General features: G+C 42.7%; 18 protein-coding genes. 9 read left to right on the top strand and 9 right to left on the bottom strand.

Annotated elements, in window-relative coordinates:
- The first annotated feature begins 47 nt into the window (after nt 1-47).
- The 4 genes from ylqF (at nt 48) to mutY (ending at nt 3,046) form a co-directional block, all read left to right on the top strand.
- Nucleotides 48-1,001 (top strand): ribosome biogenesis GTPase YlqF, encoded by a 954-nt coding sequence (gene ylqF / locus M0N77_RS12585; RefSeq protein WP_353105509.1) that lies wholly within the window; start codon nt 48-50, stop codon nt 999-1,001.
- 107 nt (nt 1,002-1,108) lie between these two features.
- Nucleotides 1,109-1,378, top strand: a complete 270-nt coding sequence (locus M0N77_RS12580; protein WP_353105508.1) for a type II toxin-antitoxin system RelB/DinJ family antitoxin — start codon at nt 1,109-1,111, stop codon at nt 1,376-1,378.
- A complete protein-coding gene (locus M0N77_RS12575; RefSeq protein ID WP_353105507.1) occupies nt 1,365-1,622 on the top strand; it encodes a type II toxin-antitoxin system YafQ family toxin in 258 nt (85 codons plus the stop codon). Before M0N77_RS12580 ends, M0N77_RS12575 begins: the two co-directional genes overlap by 14 nt.
- 167 nt (nt 1,623-1,789) lie before the next feature.
- Entirely contained in the window at nt 1,790-3,046 is a 1,257-nt protein-coding gene (gene mutY, locus M0N77_RS12570; protein WP_353105506.1) for an A/G-specific adenine glycosylase, read from the top strand.
- A 286-nt stretch (nt 3,047-3,332) separates the two neighbouring features.
- On the opposite strand, the gene M0N77_RS12565 is transcribed toward mutY, so the two are convergent.
- Nucleotides 3,333-4,235, bottom strand: a complete 903-nt coding sequence (locus tag M0N77_RS12565) for an acyl-CoA thioesterase II (protein WP_353105644.1) — start codon at nt 4,233-4,235, stop codon at nt 3,333-3,335.
- Nucleotides 4,236-4,510: 275 nt separating this feature from the next.
- Complete coding sequence (rapA, locus tag M0N77_RS12560; protein ID WP_353105505.1) at nt 4,511-7,411, bottom strand: RNA polymerase-associated protein RapA; 2,901 nt, start codon at nt 7,409-7,411, stop codon at nt 4,511-4,513.
- 306 nt (nt 7,412-7,717) lie between these two features.
- Between rapA and M0N77_RS12555 the strand changes: the two genes are divergently transcribed.
- On the top strand, nt 7,718-8,662 hold the full coding sequence (locus tag M0N77_RS12555) for a D-2-hydroxyacid dehydrogenase (RefSeq protein WP_353105504.1): 945 nt from the start codon (nt 7,718-7,720) through the stop codon (nt 8,660-8,662).
- A gap of 31 nt (nt 8,663-8,693) precedes the next feature.
- Here the strand turns inward: M0N77_RS12555 and M0N77_RS12550 are convergent, their stop codons facing one another.
- Together M0N77_RS12550 and M0N77_RS12545 are read right to left on the bottom strand one after the other, a co-directional pair.
- Nucleotides 8,694-10,355 carry an NAD(P)/FAD-dependent oxidoreductase gene (locus M0N77_RS12550; RefSeq protein ID WP_353105503.1) on the bottom strand — a complete coding sequence of 554 codons (1,662 nt, stop codon included), beginning with the start codon at nt 10,353-10,355 and terminating at the stop codon, nt 8,694-8,696.
- 29 nt (nt 10,356-10,384) lie between these two features.
- The gene (locus tag M0N77_RS12545) at nt 10,385-11,161 is read right to left on the bottom strand and encodes an RluA family pseudouridine synthase (RefSeq protein ID WP_353105502.1); all 777 of its coding nucleotides are present in this window, start codon (nt 11,159-11,161) and stop codon (nt 10,385-10,387) included.
- A gap of 248 nt (nt 11,162-11,409) precedes the next feature.
- Between M0N77_RS12545 and trxA the strand changes: the two genes are divergently transcribed.
- The 3 genes from trxA (at nt 11,410) to M0N77_RS12530 (ending at nt 14,142) form a co-directional block, all read left to right on the top strand.
- Entirely contained in the window at nt 11,410-11,736 is a 327-nt protein-coding gene (gene trxA, locus M0N77_RS12540; protein WP_353105501.1) for a thioredoxin, read from the top strand.
- Nucleotides 11,737-12,236: 500 nt separating this feature from the next.
- The gene (gene rho / locus M0N77_RS12535) at nt 12,237-13,505 is read left to right on the top strand and encodes a transcription termination factor Rho (protein WP_353105500.1); all 1,269 of its coding nucleotides are present in this window, start codon (nt 12,237-12,239) and stop codon (nt 13,503-13,505) included.
- Between the two features lie 391 nt (nt 13,506-13,896).
- Nucleotides 13,897-14,142: a hypothetical protein gene (locus M0N77_RS12530; protein WP_353105499.1), complete on the top strand. Its 246-nt coding sequence runs from the start codon at nt 13,897-13,899 to the stop codon at nt 14,140-14,142.
- Between the two features lie 166 nt (nt 14,143-14,308).
- Here M0N77_RS12530 and M0N77_RS12525 read toward each other — a convergent pair whose 3' ends face one another.
- Nucleotides 14,309-15,196, bottom strand: coding sequence for a neutral zinc metallopeptidase (locus M0N77_RS12525; RefSeq protein WP_353105498.1), 888 nt, complete (start codon nt 15,194-15,196; stop codon nt 14,309-14,311).
- A 437-nt stretch (nt 15,197-15,633) separates the two neighbouring features.
- On the opposite strand from M0N77_RS12525, the gene M0N77_RS12520 reads away from it, so the two are divergent.
- A complete protein-coding gene (locus M0N77_RS12520) occupies nt 15,634-15,993 on the top strand; it encodes a hypothetical protein (RefSeq protein ID WP_353105497.1) in 360 nt (119 codons plus the stop codon).
- A 117-nt stretch (nt 15,994-16,110) separates the two neighbouring features.
- Here M0N77_RS12520 and M0N77_RS12515 read toward each other — a convergent pair whose 3' ends face one another.
- From M0N77_RS12515 to M0N77_RS12500, 4 genes are all read right to left on the bottom strand, one after another.
- Nucleotides 16,111-16,551 carry a BLUF domain-containing protein gene (locus tag M0N77_RS12515; RefSeq protein WP_353105496.1) on the bottom strand — a complete coding sequence of 147 codons (441 nt, stop codon included), beginning with the start codon at nt 16,549-16,551 and terminating at the stop codon, nt 16,111-16,113.
- 34 nt (nt 16,552-16,585) lie between these two features.
- On the bottom strand, nt 16,586-17,140 hold the full coding sequence (locus M0N77_RS12510) for a BLUF domain-containing protein (RefSeq protein WP_353105495.1): 555 nt from the start codon (nt 17,138-17,140) through the stop codon (nt 16,586-16,588).
- 64 nt (nt 17,141-17,204) lie between these two features.
- A complete protein-coding gene (locus M0N77_RS12505; RefSeq protein ID WP_353105494.1) occupies nt 17,205-17,822 on the bottom strand; it encodes a hypothetical protein in 618 nt (205 codons plus the stop codon).
- Between the two features lie 438 nt (nt 17,823-18,260).
- Nucleotides 18,261-18,560, bottom strand: coding sequence for an integration host factor subunit alpha (locus M0N77_RS12500; protein ID WP_353105493.1), 300 nt, complete (start codon nt 18,558-18,560; stop codon nt 18,261-18,263).
- Nucleotides 18,561-18,572: the final 12 nt, after the last annotated feature.

Raw genomic sequence — 18,572 nt, 5'->3', positions numbered from 1 at the left:
TAGCACCCTTTATAAAAAAGGCCCCTACAAAATAAGGCAATAAAGTAATGGTTAAAGAGACGATTCAGTGGTTCCCCGGACACATGAATAAAGCCCGCAATGAAGTTAAAGAGATCATGCCAGAGATGGATATCGTCATCGAAGTCATCGATGCGCGTATTCCTTATAGCAGCGAAAACCCAATGGTCGCTGCCCTGCGCGGGCAAAAACCGGTCATTAAGATTCTTAATAAAGCCGACCTTGCCGATCCTGAGCGTACGCAAATATGGCTTGATCACCTAGAAGCACAAAACGGCGTCAAAGCACTAGCTTTCGATGATAATAAGGCCGATGACGTCCATAAAATTGTAGAGCTGTGCAAGCGTATTATGCCCAATAAAGCAGAGTCCGGTCGTCAGATTAAAGCGATGATTATGGGTATTCCCAACGTTGGCAAATCCACCTTAATCAATACTTTAGCCGGTCGCTCGGTGGCAAAGACGGGCAATGAGCCTGCGGTCACTAAATCGCAGCAGCTGATCAAACTTGAGGGCGGTATCATGCTCTATGACACGCCCGGTATGCTCTGGCCAAAAGTTGAGAACGAGCATTCAGGCTACCGATTGGCAGCGACGGGTGGCATCCGTGATACCGCTTTTGACTTTGCTGATGTGGCAGGCTATACCGCTGAGTATTTAATCAAAGACTATCCTAAATTGCTGAAAGAGCGCTATAAGATTGAGGATCTACCGCAGACCGATTGGGAGTTCTTTGAAGTAGCTGGACGCAATCGCGGGCTGCTAAAAAAAGGCGGTATCGTCGATACTTATCGGATGTCGGAGATTCTCATTAATGAGCTACGTAGTGGTACGCTTGGTCGTATTACTATGGAGACGCCTGAGATGATGGCGGCGGAAGAAGAAGTAGTCGCTCAGCAAAGAATAGCGGCTGAGGCCAAAAAAGAAGCCAAACTTGAAGAAAAAAGACTGCGGAAGAAACGGGCTCGGAAGAATCGGAAGTAGGATTGCAGTTTAAAGGTATTCGTTAATTAAAGAAGACAATGAGCGCCTTGATTAAACAGTACAAATACATTACATTGGATGTACATGCGTAATTTATAGGTGAGAAAATGCCGACGACTAACTATAACATTAGGCTTGATCGAGAATTAAAAGACAAGGCTTTTTCAGTATTTAAAAGCTATGGTTTAACGCCTTCTCAAGCTATAAAGTTGTTCCTCAATCAAGTAGCAGATACCAATACTGTACCCCTATCCTTTGATTATCAACCAGCACCTAGCAACAGTACGCTACAAGCGTTAGCAGAGCTTGAAAACGGCCACTATACCGAAAGCTCTTTAGATGAGATGCTGGAGCTAAAGCCACATGCGCAAAGTTAGACGAACACGTTCATTCGATAAGGATTTTAAAAAAGCAGAGTTATCAGAGGGCTTGATTGAAGTACTTTATTGTTTAGTAAAGAACAAGCCTTTGCCACCCAAGTATCGTGATCATGCGCTAACTGGCAATCTGAAGGGATTTCGTGATTGCCATGTGAAGCCAGATTTAGTTCTGATCTATCGTATTGAAGATGAGGTTGTAGAGCTTATTCGACTTAATAGCCATTCTGAAGTATTTCGCTGATATGTATGGTGATTCTTTATAAACTCGCGTAGGGTGCGCCTAGCGCACCTAAAAACTGTAAAACTGTAAAAACTAAGCATAATCTTTCAACAAAGAACTACTACGATGATTATTTGCGACCTCCTAATCGGTGCGCGCGGCGCATCCTACCTGCCAAGACCAAATCTATGACGCAAACAAACGCTAGCTCAAAAATTAATAATTCAGAAGAAAACCTCCCTCACTCTACCCAATCGCTCAACACCTTCGCACCGCGTCTTCTCGACTGGTTCGAAACCGACGGTCGCCATGATTTGCCTTGGCAGCAGCACCAAACCGACACGCCCAATCCTTATATCGTTTGGCTGTCTGAAGTTATGCTGCAACAAACGCAGGTCAAGACCGTGCTCCCTTACTTTGCCCGTTTTATGGAGTCTTTCCCAACGGTGCAGGATTTGGCGGCAGCGGATTGGGAGGTAATCGCTGAGCATTGGGCAGGTATGGGCTACTATGCACGCGCGCGTAATTTGCATAAAGGCGCGAAACAATTGGTAGAGGTCATAAATCAGACAAGTAACTTTCCGCAGACTTTAGCAGGTTGGGAGGCGATAGCAGGCGTGGGACCTTCCACCGCTGGCGCGATTATGGCGATGGGTTTACACAAATACGGCGTCATTTGTGATGGTAATGTCAAACGCGTCCTGACGCGCTGGGCAGCTATCGATGGCGATATCACCAAATCTGCGACCACAAAAGAGCTATGGGCGTTAGCAGTACGCTTAACGCCTACAGAGCATTCAGGACTCTTTGCACAAGCGATGATGGATATGGGTGCGACGCTTTGTGTGCGTCGTAATCCGAGCTGTCAGTTATGTCCGTTAAAAGCCGATTGTATCGCTCATGCTGAAGGGCGCGAGATGGACTATCCGGTTAAGGCAAAAAAGCAGCCCAAACCAAGTAAATTTAGCAATGCGCTTATCATCAAAAATGCTGAGGGTAAGACATTATGGCTGCAACGTCCGGATACTGGAATTTGGGGCGGTTTATGGAGTTTACCATTGCAGTTTGTCGAAAAGGTTGAGGCTAGTGAATTAACAAAACCCTCAGAATCTCAATCACAAAAACTAGCAGTACGTAGCAATGACAAAGTATATGAAGCCGAATTTACCGTTGCTGAGCAAATTATTAATGAGTGGCTGGCAGAGAATAAACTGGTAGCGGAATCCATTAGCGACACTTTATTAGACGACGCCCCTATCAAGCACTCGCTAACGCATTTTCATTGGTATTTGCAGCCGCAGAAGTTAGTTGTTGACGATGAAAAAATTGCCCAATTGGGTGAGAAACTTGCAGCAGCGGATATCGCTTTTAAATGGTTGGATAAACAAAAAGCGTGCGATAGTCTCGGACTGCCGCGCGCTATGATTAAGATTATTCAGGTTTAGGCCAAACTATTTACCAATAACGCTGGGCTAAAGCCGCAGCCGACACGACATCACCTATGTTTGTTATACCTTAAAATTAATTGGTATATTATCGGTTATTGCAAAAAATATTTTCTGCTAACAAGCTAAGTTATACCGTAGGCTGGCGCTTTAGCCCAGCATCTTAAACTTAAGAAATTAGCGTCGAATATTTCAATATTTTTTAGAATCCACACTACTAACCCACAACCACTGATATTAAGTCAATAGCTAGTAATTAAAACACATTTTACAAAGCTATTTTAGATTAAGACTTCGGCACTCTGAGGCGCATCAGACCTTCTTGTTGTACAGTAGCCACTAGATTACCATCTTGCCAAAACTGACCGTGATTGAGACCTTTTGAGCTTGAGGTGGTATCACTCCACATATCATAGAGCAGCCAATCATTGAGATCGAACGGACGGTGAAAATGCATTGAGTGATCGATACTCGCCGCTTGCAAACCGCTAGTCATAAAGCTGATACCATGCGACATCAAGCCTGTACCGACTAGATAAAAATCGGATGAAAAAGCCAATAGCGCCTGCTGGATTGCCACAGGCTGAATACCTAATTGATGAATACGCAGCCAATTAGCCTGCTTTGGTTTCATGGGAATGGGGTTAATAGGGTCACGCGGTTTGACCGGTTTTATCTCCACATGACGACGACGCATAAAACGTGCTTTTAGGGCATCTGGCACCTTACCGACATGCTCATCTTTTAGCTCTTGCTCTGAGGCCAAATCCTCTGGCGGCGGATAAGCCGGCATACTCTCTTGATACTCAAGCCCCTCTTCTATCGGCGAGAAGGAAGCAATCATCGAAAATATCACTTGCTCGATAGGCTCTTTGCCGCGCGCCTGCTTATATTGAATAGCGGTAACTTCACGAGCTGAGAGGCTGCGCCCATCACGCAATCGGCGTACTTGATAAATCACTGGCTGATTGATATCGCCACCACGCAAAAAATAACCGTGCAGCGAGTGACAAGGCTTGTCGTCATTTAGGGTGTGGGCGGCAGCCATAATGGCTTGCGCCAGTACTTGCCCGCCAAAGATACGTGAGCCGACATAATCGTGACTCTTCCCTTCAAATACATCAGGGCTGACTTCGATCAGCGTTACTGTCGCTAGTAGATCATCAATGAGTTGCAAGTTATCAGACATATCAGGCATGACGTTAAGTTTCCTTATGTTTTAACCACCTTTGCCAAGGAGTATTATTGTCATTTTGATGACTTTATAATGCTTTAAAGATTGAATATATTACTCAATATATACCTATTTGACCAGTTAGGTAATACTTGTCAGCTAGGATTATGCTGACTGTTTGGACAGAGTGCTATTATTTTTTAATTAATAACAAAAAATGCTAAGTCATTTTTATCTTCCTCTCATAAAAAAAGGCGCTGTTTAGCACCTCTTTTGTATTACCTCTACTGTTAGGGTTTTACCGCGACTAATATACGTATAGAGTCTGGCACTAGCGATAAGTTTGCTAGCGCTTGCTTACCTTGTGCTTGCAGCTGCTCTAAGCGCTCAATCTCCTCTAAGCGCACGTTAGGATTAATCGTTTGCAGATGCTTGAGACGCTTAATCTCACGCGACCACTGCTGACTAAAACGCTCACTTGCTTGCACGCCAATCTGTGTTAGCTGACTGCGAGCAATCTCTTCGGCTTCATAATAGCGCTGCTCAATGATATCGCCGCGCGCTTTAATCACTTGCCTTGCACGATTATTATCTAAGCGCTCAATATGCGGCATAATCATCTCTGAGCTAATACGGCTTGATAGATCGCTACCTTGCTCGCTCATAAACACGCGAATATTTTGCGTGGGTAGAGTCGCTGGTAGATTAAGCAATTTTGGCGCGATAGTCTCGACCCGAAAGTTAATCTCAAGCAGCACTGTGCCTTGTGGCATAGCGGCGCTTTTGAGCATACCAACCGTGGTATTACCAAAGGTGCTGGTACTCGCCAGCTCATAGATTGCGCGCATCAGCGGATGCTCATGGGTGATAAAGTCAATCTCTTCGCGCTGCAAAGCCAGCTTGCGCTCAAAGGTCAAAGTCATGCCATCTTCACCAAGAGGCAAGCTCTCGATATACTCGCTAATCTCAGTACTATCAATCGGGGTTATGACCCATGAGCCATCACGCTGTACGCTATGATCAATGTTAGCGGAGGCCAAAAAACGCTCAACGAACTTTGGCAGCAGGTTATGTTTGTCAAAATCTTGCATAGCGTCTTTGATGCGTCCGGCGACGCGCGGACGGCAAGAGTTGTACTCAAGCAGACGATCGCGTCCCGCTTGCAGCTGTGCCTCTAACCCTAAACGCGTTTGCTTAGCTTCAGCGATGACCGCTTGTAGCGCTTGCTGATTGTCCGCTGTATCAGCGCCTTCTAGCAGCGGCTTTAAGGTTTGGATATATTCTTCTTGCACGCTTTGAGCGGTTGGCGAGATTTGATTAAACATATTTAGCGCGCTGTTATACCAGTGGTATAGACGCTCCTGCGCTGTGCCTTCAACATAGGGCACGTGCAAGGTGATTTGCTGAGTCTGGCCAATACGATCTAGGCGACCAATACGCTGCTCTAAAGTATCAGGATTGGCTGGCAAGTCCCAAAGAATAAGCTGGCTTGCAAACTGAAAGTTACGACCCTCTGAACCAATCTCCGAGCATAGTAGTATCTGCGCGCCCTCCAAATCGGCAAAGAACGCTGAGGCTTGGTCGCGCTCAAGCAGCGTCATCTGCTCAGTAAAGATAGCGGTCTTAATACCAGCATGTAGACGCAGTACCGCCTCTAAGCTCTCAACGGTTGCGCCACTACGAGCGATAAGCAGTACCTTTTCGTGCTTGAGCTCGCCTTTTAGAATATCGATCAGCCAAGGTACGCGCGGGTCGTCCTCAAGCCAGCCGCCATCGGGCTGATTTTCCTCGCCCCATAGCTGCTCACGCAGTTTGCCATTGGTTTGATAGCTGTCGATCCAAGCTTCTGGCAGCGGCAGTGGGTGTGCTCGGCTTGTGCGACCATAGAAGCCTTTGACACTTTCGCGCGTATTACGGAATAATACGCGCCCAGTACCGTGACGATCTAGCAGCTCATTTAACGCATAAGTCCGCAGTTTGTCATCTTCATTGATAGCGGCAAGCTCATCAATACTGATATCGAGCAGATGACTCAAAGCGCCGATTTGACCCGTGCTTAGTGGCTTATCTTCTATTAGAATACTAGCGACAGCCGCCGTCTCAGCAAAAGCGTCTTGACTGTTAATAAATTCATCCAAATCATCGAAACGATCAGGATCAAGTAGACGCAAGCGGGCAAAGTGACTTTGCGCCCCTAATTGCTCAGGAGTGGCGGTCAATAGCATCACCCCTGGAGTCTCATTAGCAAAATCCGCTATTAGCTCATATTTATCATTACCGCCTTGCGCTTCATCCCAATGCAGATGATGGGCTTCATCAACCACTAATAGATCAAAGCCTGCTTCTATCGCTTGCTCATAAAGATCGTGATGATCGAGTAATAAATCCATACCAGCGATAATACACTGCTCAGTGGCAAAGACGTTTTGTTCAGGATCGTGCTCTTTTATCGCAGCGGTACGCACTAGATCAAATAAGGCAAAGTTCAGGTTAAAACGGCGGCGCAGCTCAATCATCCACTGATACTGCAAGCTATCAGGCACTAGTATCAATACGCGCTCCGCTTTACCTGTTAATAGCTGCTGATGGATAATCAAGCCAGCCTCAATGGTTTTGCCAAGGCCGACTTCATCAGCAAGCAAGACGCGCGGAGCGATACGCTTACCGACTTCGTGAGCAATATAAAGCTGATGTTCAATAATATCGACACGCGCGCCCATGAGACCTTTGAGCGGATGACCGGCTAGCGCTGATTGCATACGCAAAATATCTTGGCGCAAATCATACCAATCACTGCGCTCAATGCGGCCTGCTAGTAGACGCTCAAGAGGTTTAGCCAAAGTAATATTAGCCGCCAAGCGCGTTTCCATAATAGGTTTGACTTCGACGCCTTTTTCATCGTCCTCAACACTATATTTGAGCACGCCCATCACCTCAGTGACATCTGTGACAGTATAGCTCTGACCTTGTTGATCAGAGATACTATCACCCACTTTGAACACTACTCTTGATAGTGGCGCGGAGTTTTTGGCGTAAACGCGCGTCTCTTCACTTTGCGGAAACAAGATGTGCACACAGCGATCATCGACATCGACGACCACCCCCAAGCCCAATTCGGACTCCGTATCGGATAAAAAACGTTGACCAACAGCGAATTCGCTACTGAGTAATGAGGCGGTAGAAATAGTCATAGGGCGGTATCTTTTGACCTTAAATGATAAGAAAATAGAATGTGATAAAGGGGGTTATAAAATAATTACTACTATTTAGCTATCAAGCTTTTCATTAGCAAAGCCCCATAACTGAAATTGGCACTATTATATAACGTTAGCGGTTAGATGAGTGCGCTAAATGAGTTTTTCAAGAGCTTATTATCAAGCCATCGCTTAGCTTATTTATGTTCAGAGATTTGGTGTTTATATCTCAAAGGTCATGATACATTAGGGACTAATTAACAATAGATGCGTTTAATAGAGATTTAATAAAAGGGACTTACTATGAAAGCAGTATTTTTGGATATGGCGACTTTTTCTGATGATATTGAGCTACCAGCACCAAAGGGTATCAGCGATTATGTGACTTATGACGATACGCCGCAAGAAGACGCGCTTATTATTGAGCGCTGCCAAGATGCTGATATTATCTTTGTTAATAAAGTACAAATCAGCGCCGCCGTTATCGCAAAGCTGCCTAAGCTAAAACTCATTCAACTGACCGCTACTGGTATCAATAATGTCGATAAGCAGGCTTGCGATGAGCATAACGTCACTTTGTATAACGTGGCAGGCTACGCGGTAAAAAGTGTGCCAGAACACACCTTTATGCTGATGCTAAATGCAATGCGCGCGGGTATTTATTATCATCAAAAAGTCGTTGATGGCACATGGCGTGATGATGGCAGTTTTTGTCTATTAGATGTGTCGCTAATAGATTTGGAAGATAAAACGCTTGGTATTATCGGTGTCGGTACTATCGGTAAGCGCGTGACTGACATTGCTCGCGCTTTTGGTATGACTGTATTATGGGCGGAGCATCAAGGCAAAGAGCCCCGTAATAGTGACTATAGCGCTTTTGATGAGGTGCTTGCCAGCTGCGATGTTATCAGTCTACATTGTCCATTAAATGAGCAAACTCAGCACTTAATTAATAAAGAGACTCTAGCCAAAATGAATAAGCAGCCGTTACTAGTCAATGTCGCACGCGGCGGTATTGTCGATAGCCAAGCGCTTACTGAGGCGGTGAATAGCGAGCAAATTATCGGCTATGCTAGTGACGTTTTTGAAGTAGAGCCGATTACTAGTGATGATCCATTGCTCACTTTAAAAGATCATCCGCGCGTGATTTTTAGTCCGCATAACGCTTGGGGCAGTAAGAGCGCGCAGATAAAGCTGTGGCAAATACTGAGCAAACAAGTTAGCGAATTTGTAGCTATAGCCAGTTGAAAATAAAGCGGTTATATGAATTTAAAAGAGGTTAGCGTTTAAAGCGCAGCCACTTATCATCAATTTTGCGATATTTGAGCATAAGGCGATCTGTTAGATAGTTATTCATTACCTGCCATGGATAACGGTCGCCTTGCTTAGGTAGCACCTCTTTAGCCCGATAAACATATCCTGAGCTTAATGCGCCCATAACGGTATCCGCTTGGATTTGTACTGTCTCGTTACTGGTTTGCGCTTTTGGGATAGCGACCTGATAACCCTGCTTATTCATATAGCCGATAAGCCGTAGTAGATACTGACAAGCTAAATCTATCTTTAGCGTCCACGAAGCATTGGTATAACCGAACAGCACTGCCATATTCGGTACGCCCTCTATCAATACCGCCTTGTATGTCATGCGTTTGCCTATATCGACCTTTTGTCCATCGACAATCAGCTCAGCACCGCCCAATACTTGTAAATTAAGACCGGTTGCCGTGACGATAATATCCGCCTCAAGCGCTTTACCTGATTTTAATAAAACACCCGTCGGTGTAAATCGCTCTATCTCGTCAGTAACGACTTCTGCGCGACCGCTTTGTAGCGCCTTAAAAAAATCACTATCTGGCACCGCACAAACGCGCTGATCCCACGGATTATAATCAGGCGAGAAGTGTTTTATATCGATATCACTGCCTTTAAGCTCTTTTTTTACCCCTTGTTTCATAAGCGCTTTCATAATCTTTGGCGCATAAAGCGAAGCTCGATAAGTCGCTTGCTGCATTAGCACGTTACGAGCACGTACTAGCTTGTAGGCTTGCTGCTTTGATAAAGGCGAGCGCTTACCGGATAGTTTTTCCATAGCATAATCATCAGCTGGCACACTTGCGACATAAGTGGGCGAGCGCTGCAGCATAGTGACATGACTTGCCTGCTGCGAGGCACTGTCATCAACGAGAGCTGGTAGCAATGTCATTGCCGTGGCTCCGCTACCGATGATGAGCAGCTTTTTATTATCATAATCGATATCCTGCCATTGCTGCGGATGAACGATTTGACCCTTAAAATCTTTTTCAGCAGTGAAATGCGGTTTGTAGCCTTGCTCAAAGTTATAATAACCCGTAGCGCCGACGATAAAATTGGCGGTTAAAGTGAGCGTGTCATCCGTTGCCAGATTAGTAATAGTCGCTGTCCATTGTTTATCCTCACTTGACCATGACAACTGCTTTGCTTCATGACGATAGCGGATATGACGGGCGACATCGAATTCAGCAGCGGTATCGGCAATATAGCTTTTTATAGCTTTGCCATTGACGAGCATTTTGTGATCAAGCCAAGGCCGAAAGCTATAGCCAAAAGTCAGCGCATCAGAGTCAGAGCGAATACCTGGGTAGTTAAATAAATCCCAAGTACCGCCCAAGTCCGCACGCTTCTCTAATAGTATAAAACGCTCTGTAGCCTTCGCTTGGCTGTTGGCTGCGCTATCGGTTTTTTTATTATCAGCTTTGTCCTTAAATAGCGCTTTATTGTCATACTGTTGTAGACGGCTCGCCATACCAATACCAGCGATACCGGCCCCAATGATTAACAGCTCACAGTCTACCGCTTGAGGCTGGCTTGTAGTAGTACTGTGGTCAGCTGTAGACTTATTATGCGTAAGACGATCTTTGAGACTATCTTTAATGCTGCTCTTAGCTTTAGCAATGTTAATCATGAGACAATCCTTGTAAAAATACCTATAATTTAAAAAGGAGTGGGACTTTCCCAATCCATCCAAGCTTCTAATACCGGATGTTTCAGCCGTAATTGCTGAGCATGTAAGTTAAGACGCGGTACAATCGTTAGCGCCTCCCCTTCAGCATAAATCGGATCGCCAATGATTACATGAGCGATATGTACCATGTGCACGCGTAACTGATGGCTACGTCCGGTAATAGGCTTGAGCGCGACACGAGTGACGATTTGTGCCTGCTGGTCGTTTTTGTCCTCTAAGCTTTTTTTATCTGTGCTTTCATTTTTCTTTCTTTGATTGCTAAGGGTTTCGTGTGCCAATACTTCATAATGAGTCAAGGCGTTTTTTGGCCAATCAGGATCGACGATATGGCGCGGCTTTAGGCTTGGCTCATAACGCACTGGCGCTGATATCTTGCCAATCGCGCCAACATCTTGCCACTTGCCAAACACTCTAGCTTGATACATTTTTTGTGGTAAGCGCGCGATAAACTGTTTACTAATATGAGTTTGCGCAGCAGCGTTTTTGCCAAAAATAAGCAATCCTGAGGTATCCATATCTAAGCGATGAATCAACTTGACCGCTGGATTGACGCGCTCAAGCCGTGATAATAAGCTCACTTTTAGCGTTCTGCCATCGACACTAAGCAGGCCTGCCGGCTTATCAACTACCCAAATATCATCGTCCTCAAAGACAGTAATCGACTCAGCAAAGTGCTGAAAAAACTCAACAGGACGGTTCTTTTCTTCTTCATTAAGCGCTAAGGTTTCATCTTCGGTAAAGAGCATAAATAATCTAACTTATATAATTTATAGTGGAATAGGAGTAAGAGGGCTGGTCTGTATCCTTGTGTTTCGATTGATTGTATTAATATTAATAGTTAAACATTTTAACCGCCTAGGCTCTGTCAAGGGTCAGCAAATATGTTACTATGTCGGCATAAATTCATTCGCGCTTACTTATCTATAGCCTTTAATATAACAGCAATAAGCTTTGTTATTAAGCGCTATAAAGCTAATAAAAAGAGAGAAAAACTATGTCAGATTTAATCGTTAATACTACTGATACCGATTTTGATAAAGACGTTCTACAAGCCGATATGCCTGTATTAGTAGACTTTTGGGCAACGTGGTGTGGTCCTTGCAAATCTATCGCTCCTATCTTAGAAGATTTAGCCGCTGATTATGAGGGGAAAGTAAAAATCGTCAAAGTAGATGTCGATAATAACCCACAAGCCGCTAGCCGTTTTGGTATTCGTAACATCCCAACCTTATTTGTCTTTAAAGACGGCGAAAAAGTAGATTCGGTAATGGGTCTACAGCCAAAAGCAGAATTGGCGAAAGTATTAGATAAGCATCTATAACATTAAATAGCTAATCTTATTAAGACTAATAGGTGATAGCTATTAATCAAAAAGTCATTATTGATAACCAATAATGGCTTTTTGCTTCCTTTTTGAGCAAAAAAACTATTTTGCTGTGTTTTTGAACAAAAATAATTGACAACGACCTGTCGATAACCGTATAGTCTGCTCACAAGATAAATACAATTGTTTTATAAGCGTCTTGTCGCTAGTCTCCTCGTGTTTTTTAATGCAAAAAACAACTATCGTTATTGAACACAATTACCAAATACAATTACTGATACTGAGCTCTTAACCAAGACTCTTATGTCACCTTCTTTATACTCATTCTTAGCAACGCTGTTGTAAATCGCTATAATTAGTGCTGAGCTGATATAAAAAATCAAGGCAACATAAACTCAACTCTGTGCACACATCCTATCCTTATATTGTTTTAATCAATGTCTTAGGTTGTGCTGCTTACGGCCTCTCTCGCCTGATAACCTGCTAATGACTTTCCTATGAATTTGACTGAACTAAAGAAAAAATCAATCGCTGAGCTTTTGGCTATCGCCAAAGAAATGGGGCTTGATAATATGGCGCGTAGCCGTAAACAAGACATTATCTTTGCTATCTTAAAAACTCATGCTCGTAACGGCGAAGCTATCTACGGTGATGGCGTATTAGAAGTGCTTCCAGACGGTTTTGGCTTTTTGCGCTCCTCTGAAGGCTCTTACTTGGCAGGTCCTGATGACATCTATGTCAGCCCTAGCCAGATTAGACGTTTTAGCCTAAAAACGGGCGACAGTATCGCGGGTACTATTCGGCCGCCAAAAGATTCTGAGCGTTATTTTGCCCTACTAAAAGTAGGAGAGATTAACTTTGATACGCCAGATCGCTCGCGCCATAAGCTCATCTTTGAAAATTTAACACCGCTATTTCCTACTGAGCAGCTTAAGCTTGAGATTGGTAACGGGACTACCGAGGATTTGACGGGTCGTATTATCGATCTGATTGCGCCTATTGGTAAAGGTCAGCGCTCTATTATTGTAGCGCCGCCAAAAGCCGGTAAAACCATGCTACTACAGACCATCGCCCAGTCTATTACTCGTAACAATCCTGAATGTTATTTGATCGTGTTATTGATTGATGAGCGTCCAGAAGAAGTCACTGAGATGGAGCGTACGGTACGCGGTGAAGTGGTTGCCTCAACCTTCGATGAGCCGCCGCAGCGCCATGTACAAGTGGCTGAGATGGTTATCGAAAAAGCCAAGCGTCTCGTTGAGCATAAGCAAGATGTGGTTATTTTATTAGACTCTATCACTCGCCTTGCCCGCGCTTATAACACCGTGATACCTTCATCTGGCAAAGTATTAACCGGTGGCCTTGATGCCAATGCGCTTGAGCGTCCAAAACGCTTCTTTGGTGCCGCTCGTAATGTCGAAGAAGGGGGTAGCTTGACGATTATCGCTAGTGCCTTGATCGATACGGGTAGTAAAATGGATAGCGTTATCTTTGAAGAGTTCAAAGGTACCGGCAACCAAGAGATTACCCTTGAGCGCGACTTGGCCGAAAAGCGAGTATTCCCTGCTATTAATATCAAAAAATCAGGCACACGCCGTGAAGAGCGTCTACTCGATGAAGACAAACTTCGTAAGGTTTGGATTTTGCGTAAGCTATTACAACCTATGGACGGTGTGCAAGCGACTGAGTTCTTATTAGATCGTCTAAAAGAAGCTAAAACTAACGACGAGTTCTTTGAGCAGATGAAACGCAAATCTATGAATTAGCTTTAACTGTAGTTATTGAATAAAAGATCACTTAGTAGTGGTCTTTTTTTTGCTTTGAGCTAATCTAAGATAATGACAGAATCAATGTCGTCAGCCATTGATTCTGTCTACAAAACCGTTAGCTTATTTTATAGCTTTAAACCAGCAACTTTAGCCAAATAGCGACTAAGGACACAGTTGGGACACATAGCTTACAGAATATTTGCAAATGATAGCTTATTTAATACGACTGAGTTTTTGCAATACGGTTACTATGACTATTAATGCAAGTGGGTTTTTTCTTTATTGATAGCTAGCTGTAATAATAATAACAGTACGGTTGATTATTACAGATGCTCTTATTGGTAGTGAAAAGATCACTGATCAACTTTACAATTTAATAGGTGACGATATGAAATTTGCTAAAACTATTGCAATGACTGCTATTACAAGCTCAGCATTGATAATGACTGGTTGTAACTCTACGGGTGGCTACAATAGCGGTATGAGTAACACTGCTAAAGGCGCTACTGCTGGCGCGGTTGCTGGTGCTTTGATTAGAAGCGGCGGCGATAGTAAAGACATAGCTCGCGGCGCATTAGGCGGTGCTGCTCTAGGCGGCGCTGGTGGTTATATTTATGACAAAACTAAAGACTAACACTTATTAATGATAAGTTAATAAAAACCTACAATATAAATTGTAGGTTTTTTTATGGATTGATATTTATTTGAAATCGGGTTTATCTAAATCAACACTCTATCTATCACTTTTAGCCTATCTAACCTTTAGCCTATCTAACAAAACCACTCTATTACTACTATAACTACAATGCCCCGCTAAAAGTATCGCAAGCCTGTACCTTGCCGCTTTCTAACCCGCGGGTGAACCAGTTAATTCGTTGTTGACTCGTACCATGGGTAAAGCTATCTGGGGTTACTGTACGGCCACTTGCTTGAGCGAGACGATCATCGCCAATTTGTCCGGCCGCATTGATAGCTTCATCAATATCTCCAGCCTCCAAAAACTGAACTCGTTGTTGATTACGGTTAGCCCATACTCCAGCAAAGCAGTCTGCTTGTAGCTCTTGTAATACCGATAACTGGTTAGCTTGTGCTTGACTGACTTGACGACGAGCTTGATTGACCTGTTGGCTTATTCCTAATAGCGTTTGCACATGATGACCGACCTCATGAGCGATAACGTAAGCTTGCGCAAAATCGCCTGCCTTACCTTGGTTCTCTTGCTCACCTGAGCCTTGCTGATCGCCACTTATTCCCAAATTTTGGCGCATTTCTCGAAAAAAACTAGTATCAAGGTAAATAGTCTGATCGCCTGGACAATAAAAAGGACCACTTGCTGCAGTAGCACTACCACAAGCTGAGTTAATTTGACCACTGAAAAGTATAAGCTCTGGCTCCTTATATGTTTCGCCTCCTTCGCTAAAGATCTGTCCCCATACCTCTTCGGTATCTGCCAATACCACTTGCACAAACTGAGTATCGCGATCACTGCTAGTGGCGACTTCGGTAGAGTTACTACTACTGCCTTGTGTTACCATTTGCCCCGTTTGTAAGGCCGTCATTGGATTGACGCCAAACACTAGCCACAAAATACCCGCTATAATAATGCCACCAATACCGCCACCGATCATTTTACCACCGCCGCTGCTAGTACGTACGTTGGTGCTGCCTCTTCTACCTCGCCATTTCATAAGCTGTATCCTCTAACTGAAGCTATTTAGTTTTTATATCTATTAATACCAAAAACCTTAGCACGACTCAATTTACCTCATTGTAAAAATTCAGCACATTTTAATTATATTAGTAAAACTCACTTCGTATCATTATGAGTTACAAAATAGCTGATAGCTCACTGTTATTCTTTCAAAACTTTTGAGGGTATAAACAACTAGTTGATTTTCATTAAAATGTACAAAATCCTAATAATATATAGTATGTAAATATTATTTACATTTTTATTGCTAATTAATCACATAAACTCTTTTCATTATCAAAAAAAGAGTATAGAATGCGTGGAAGCTGAGTAGCTGTGACCATTGACGGTTGAATATCAAGATATTTAAAAATATCTATAATGTTCAGCCTTTTATTGTTGCTACCATACCCTTTCATTTTTTGGAGAAAACCTATGAACATCAAATTACTTGCACTAGCTGGTATCATGACTGCAACTTTCGGCCTAACTGCTTGTGATAGCAACACTGAAAACGCTGCTGAAGATTTATCTGATGCGCAAGAAGAAGTACAAGACGCGCAAGAAGAGCTAAATGAAGCTGCTGCTGACGGCGAAGTTGTAGATGCTGACGCTGCTGCTGCTGCACAAGCTGCTGAAGCTGATATCGCTGAAGCACAAGCTGCTACTGCTACTGACGAGATGGACGCTGAAGTTCCTGTCGACGGTACTACTACTAGCGTAGACGTAGCTAGCGAAACTCCAGCTGTTGACGCTGCTGACGACGTAGTTGTTGTTGAAGAGCCAGCTCAGTAATTTATTACCTAGTAATAAATACTTAACGATAAAAAAGAGAGCCTATGCTCTCTTTTTTTATGCCTGCTATATTTTTATCGCTTAAAAACAACTCAATAGTTCTAATAGTAGTTTTAATTAGCTACTCTTTTGGGTACTAAGCTCATGCATTAAGTTATTTGCCGCTTCAGCACTTAACAGGTATGGATTAAAATCAAGGGTCGTTGAATACTTAAGATAAATAGCAGCATTGGCAGGTGTTGGCGAGGCATAGTTCATCGACCACTTAGCCCAGTCTCTATGCTTTAATTCGCGAGTTTCAATGATTTGCAGATCATGATGACGCGTATCTGCTATCAAACTGTATAACAAGCGGTTAATCTGTGCTCTTGGCCCTTCGATAGTTTGCAAAAAGTAATTTTTATTGAAAATTAGCATCCCTGTAATGCCATTAGCCGCATTATTCTCATTAGCCTGCTGCAAAATCTCATTAAAGTCTTTAGCGGAGACATCTGGGTTTGCACGGCTAGCATAGGTCATACTAACTAAAATGTGCGCATCTGAAAGTGATTGTGCCATATCTCATCTCTTCTATAAATAGGAACGTCTGCCATTAACTGAATGAAAACCAAGATTTCTTTTTTGTAGGTACAGCTAATTCTCTTGTTTGAACCTGTTGTTGTTGCTGTTTTTTTCGCTCTTGTTCTTGCATAGCTGACAGTGAGTCAATAAACATCATGATCTGATTAGTACTCATCAAATATGGATTAAACTCCGTACCCGTTGAATACTTAAGAGCTTGATGCCTATTTTTATCAGTTGGCGTTAAATAATTCATCGACCACTTGTTCCAGCGGCGCGCTTCCACTTCACAGCACTCAACAATTTGTAGTGCAAAGTGACGTCTGTCTTCGACTAACTTTCGCAGTAAGGCATTAATAGTGGGTCTAGCACCTTCAATACTTTGCAAAAAGTAATTGTGATTAAATACCAAAGCGCCAGTGATACCATTACGCTCATTATTTTCTTGTGCTTGACTCAGAATACGGGTGACCTCACCGTTCTCATTATCATTATTATAACGACTAATATAAGTCAAACGCACAATGATATGCTCACCATGACGCATTTTTTGTTCATTTATTGCTGATAGGTCTGCGGCTTGCATTAAATACTCCAATTGACTAGAAAAAAAGGCTATGCTTAACAGTCAGATGATTAAATAAAAGCTCTTAAAGATAGATAGTTATTTTTTTTGAAAAGTCAGCCATACCATCTACTAGGGCACTGTTAGAAGTTTGTTGGATTTGTTGAACTAATGATAATAATTGTGCCGGATCATTGCATTGCTCTAGGCTCAGTAAGTAGCCCCAAGCTTCTTCGGGTAGGGCATTACTTTCGATATATGCAGCTAAATCTGATTTAGTGGACTCATAACTAGCTTGGGCTGTTTTGGAAACTGTTGTATTACCTATCGCACTGATGTCTGACTGTACACTATTAAAAGTTTTGTCAAATTCAGCTTCACTTGTCTCTTTGACAGTTTGAGATCTAAGCTCCATGCTCTCTTTTGTAGTCTGAGATGTATGTTGAGATTCATACTCACTACTCTCTTGACCAATGATTTCTATACAGCCAAGCTCCAAAAGCAGCTCAAACAAAGGAGCAACACCGCCAAATTCTACAAACATTTTGCCATTATCTAATGTGTCTAGGTAGTTTTGATAGGTTCTTTTTCCATCAATCATTATAAGTAACGTTCTAGCCTCGCGAGGCAGAATACCTAGAGTATGATACTTAACCTCTTTTCGACCTAAATCGCTTTTTTTAAAAACATCACTATATTTCATTGTTTTATCCAAAGCTTATATAAACATGATTACTACTATAACAAAGTGTTGATGAAATAAAACACTATACTTTGTTGGAATTAAGAGCGCGACAGTATTTATCTAAAGGTATTAACAACCATCAGATAAATACTATTGGATTTTTAAATTTGGCTAATTATAACTTAAATTTTTTTAAACCCGCTAAATGACTGCACTATAATCCGATAGACAGTCAATATAACATGATAGGCGGTTTTATATATTGAAGTAAAGCCATCTTATGGTTGACTACAACTTTATACTTCATATAAAGCAAAAAAATTCTACCAATCATTAGTAGTAATTTTATTATTACTGACGATTGATAGAATTTTGAAGTTGATAGCTAAATAGTTGTTATCAGCTGTTTTACCACTAATAGCAGATTTACTTAACAAATATGTTATTTATAAAACATTACTCATTAAATAAATGCTGATCCACTTTTTGACGGAATTTTTGTCCGGTTTTGAAAGTAACTACCCGCCTTGCCGTCACTGCAACTGGCTCCCCAGTTTTGGGATTACGGCCAGGACGGCTGCTCTTATCTTTAAGCTCAAAATTGCCAAAACCTGAGAGCTTGACCTCTTTACCGTCAATTAAGCTTTCTGATAGCTCATCAAAAAAATTCTCCACCAAACAGCGTCCTTCTTGGCGAGTTAGGTTCAGCTGATTCATTAGATGTTCGATCATATCAGACTTTGTTAGGGTACTCACAGTACAACTCCT

Origin of the sequence: Psychrobacter sp. AH5 (assembly GCF_040371085.1) — a bacterium.
Taxonomy (GTDB): Bacteria; Pseudomonadota; Gammaproteobacteria; order Pseudomonadales; family Moraxellaceae; genus Psychrobacter.
This window is presented reverse-complemented; position numbering and strand designations above follow the sequence as displayed.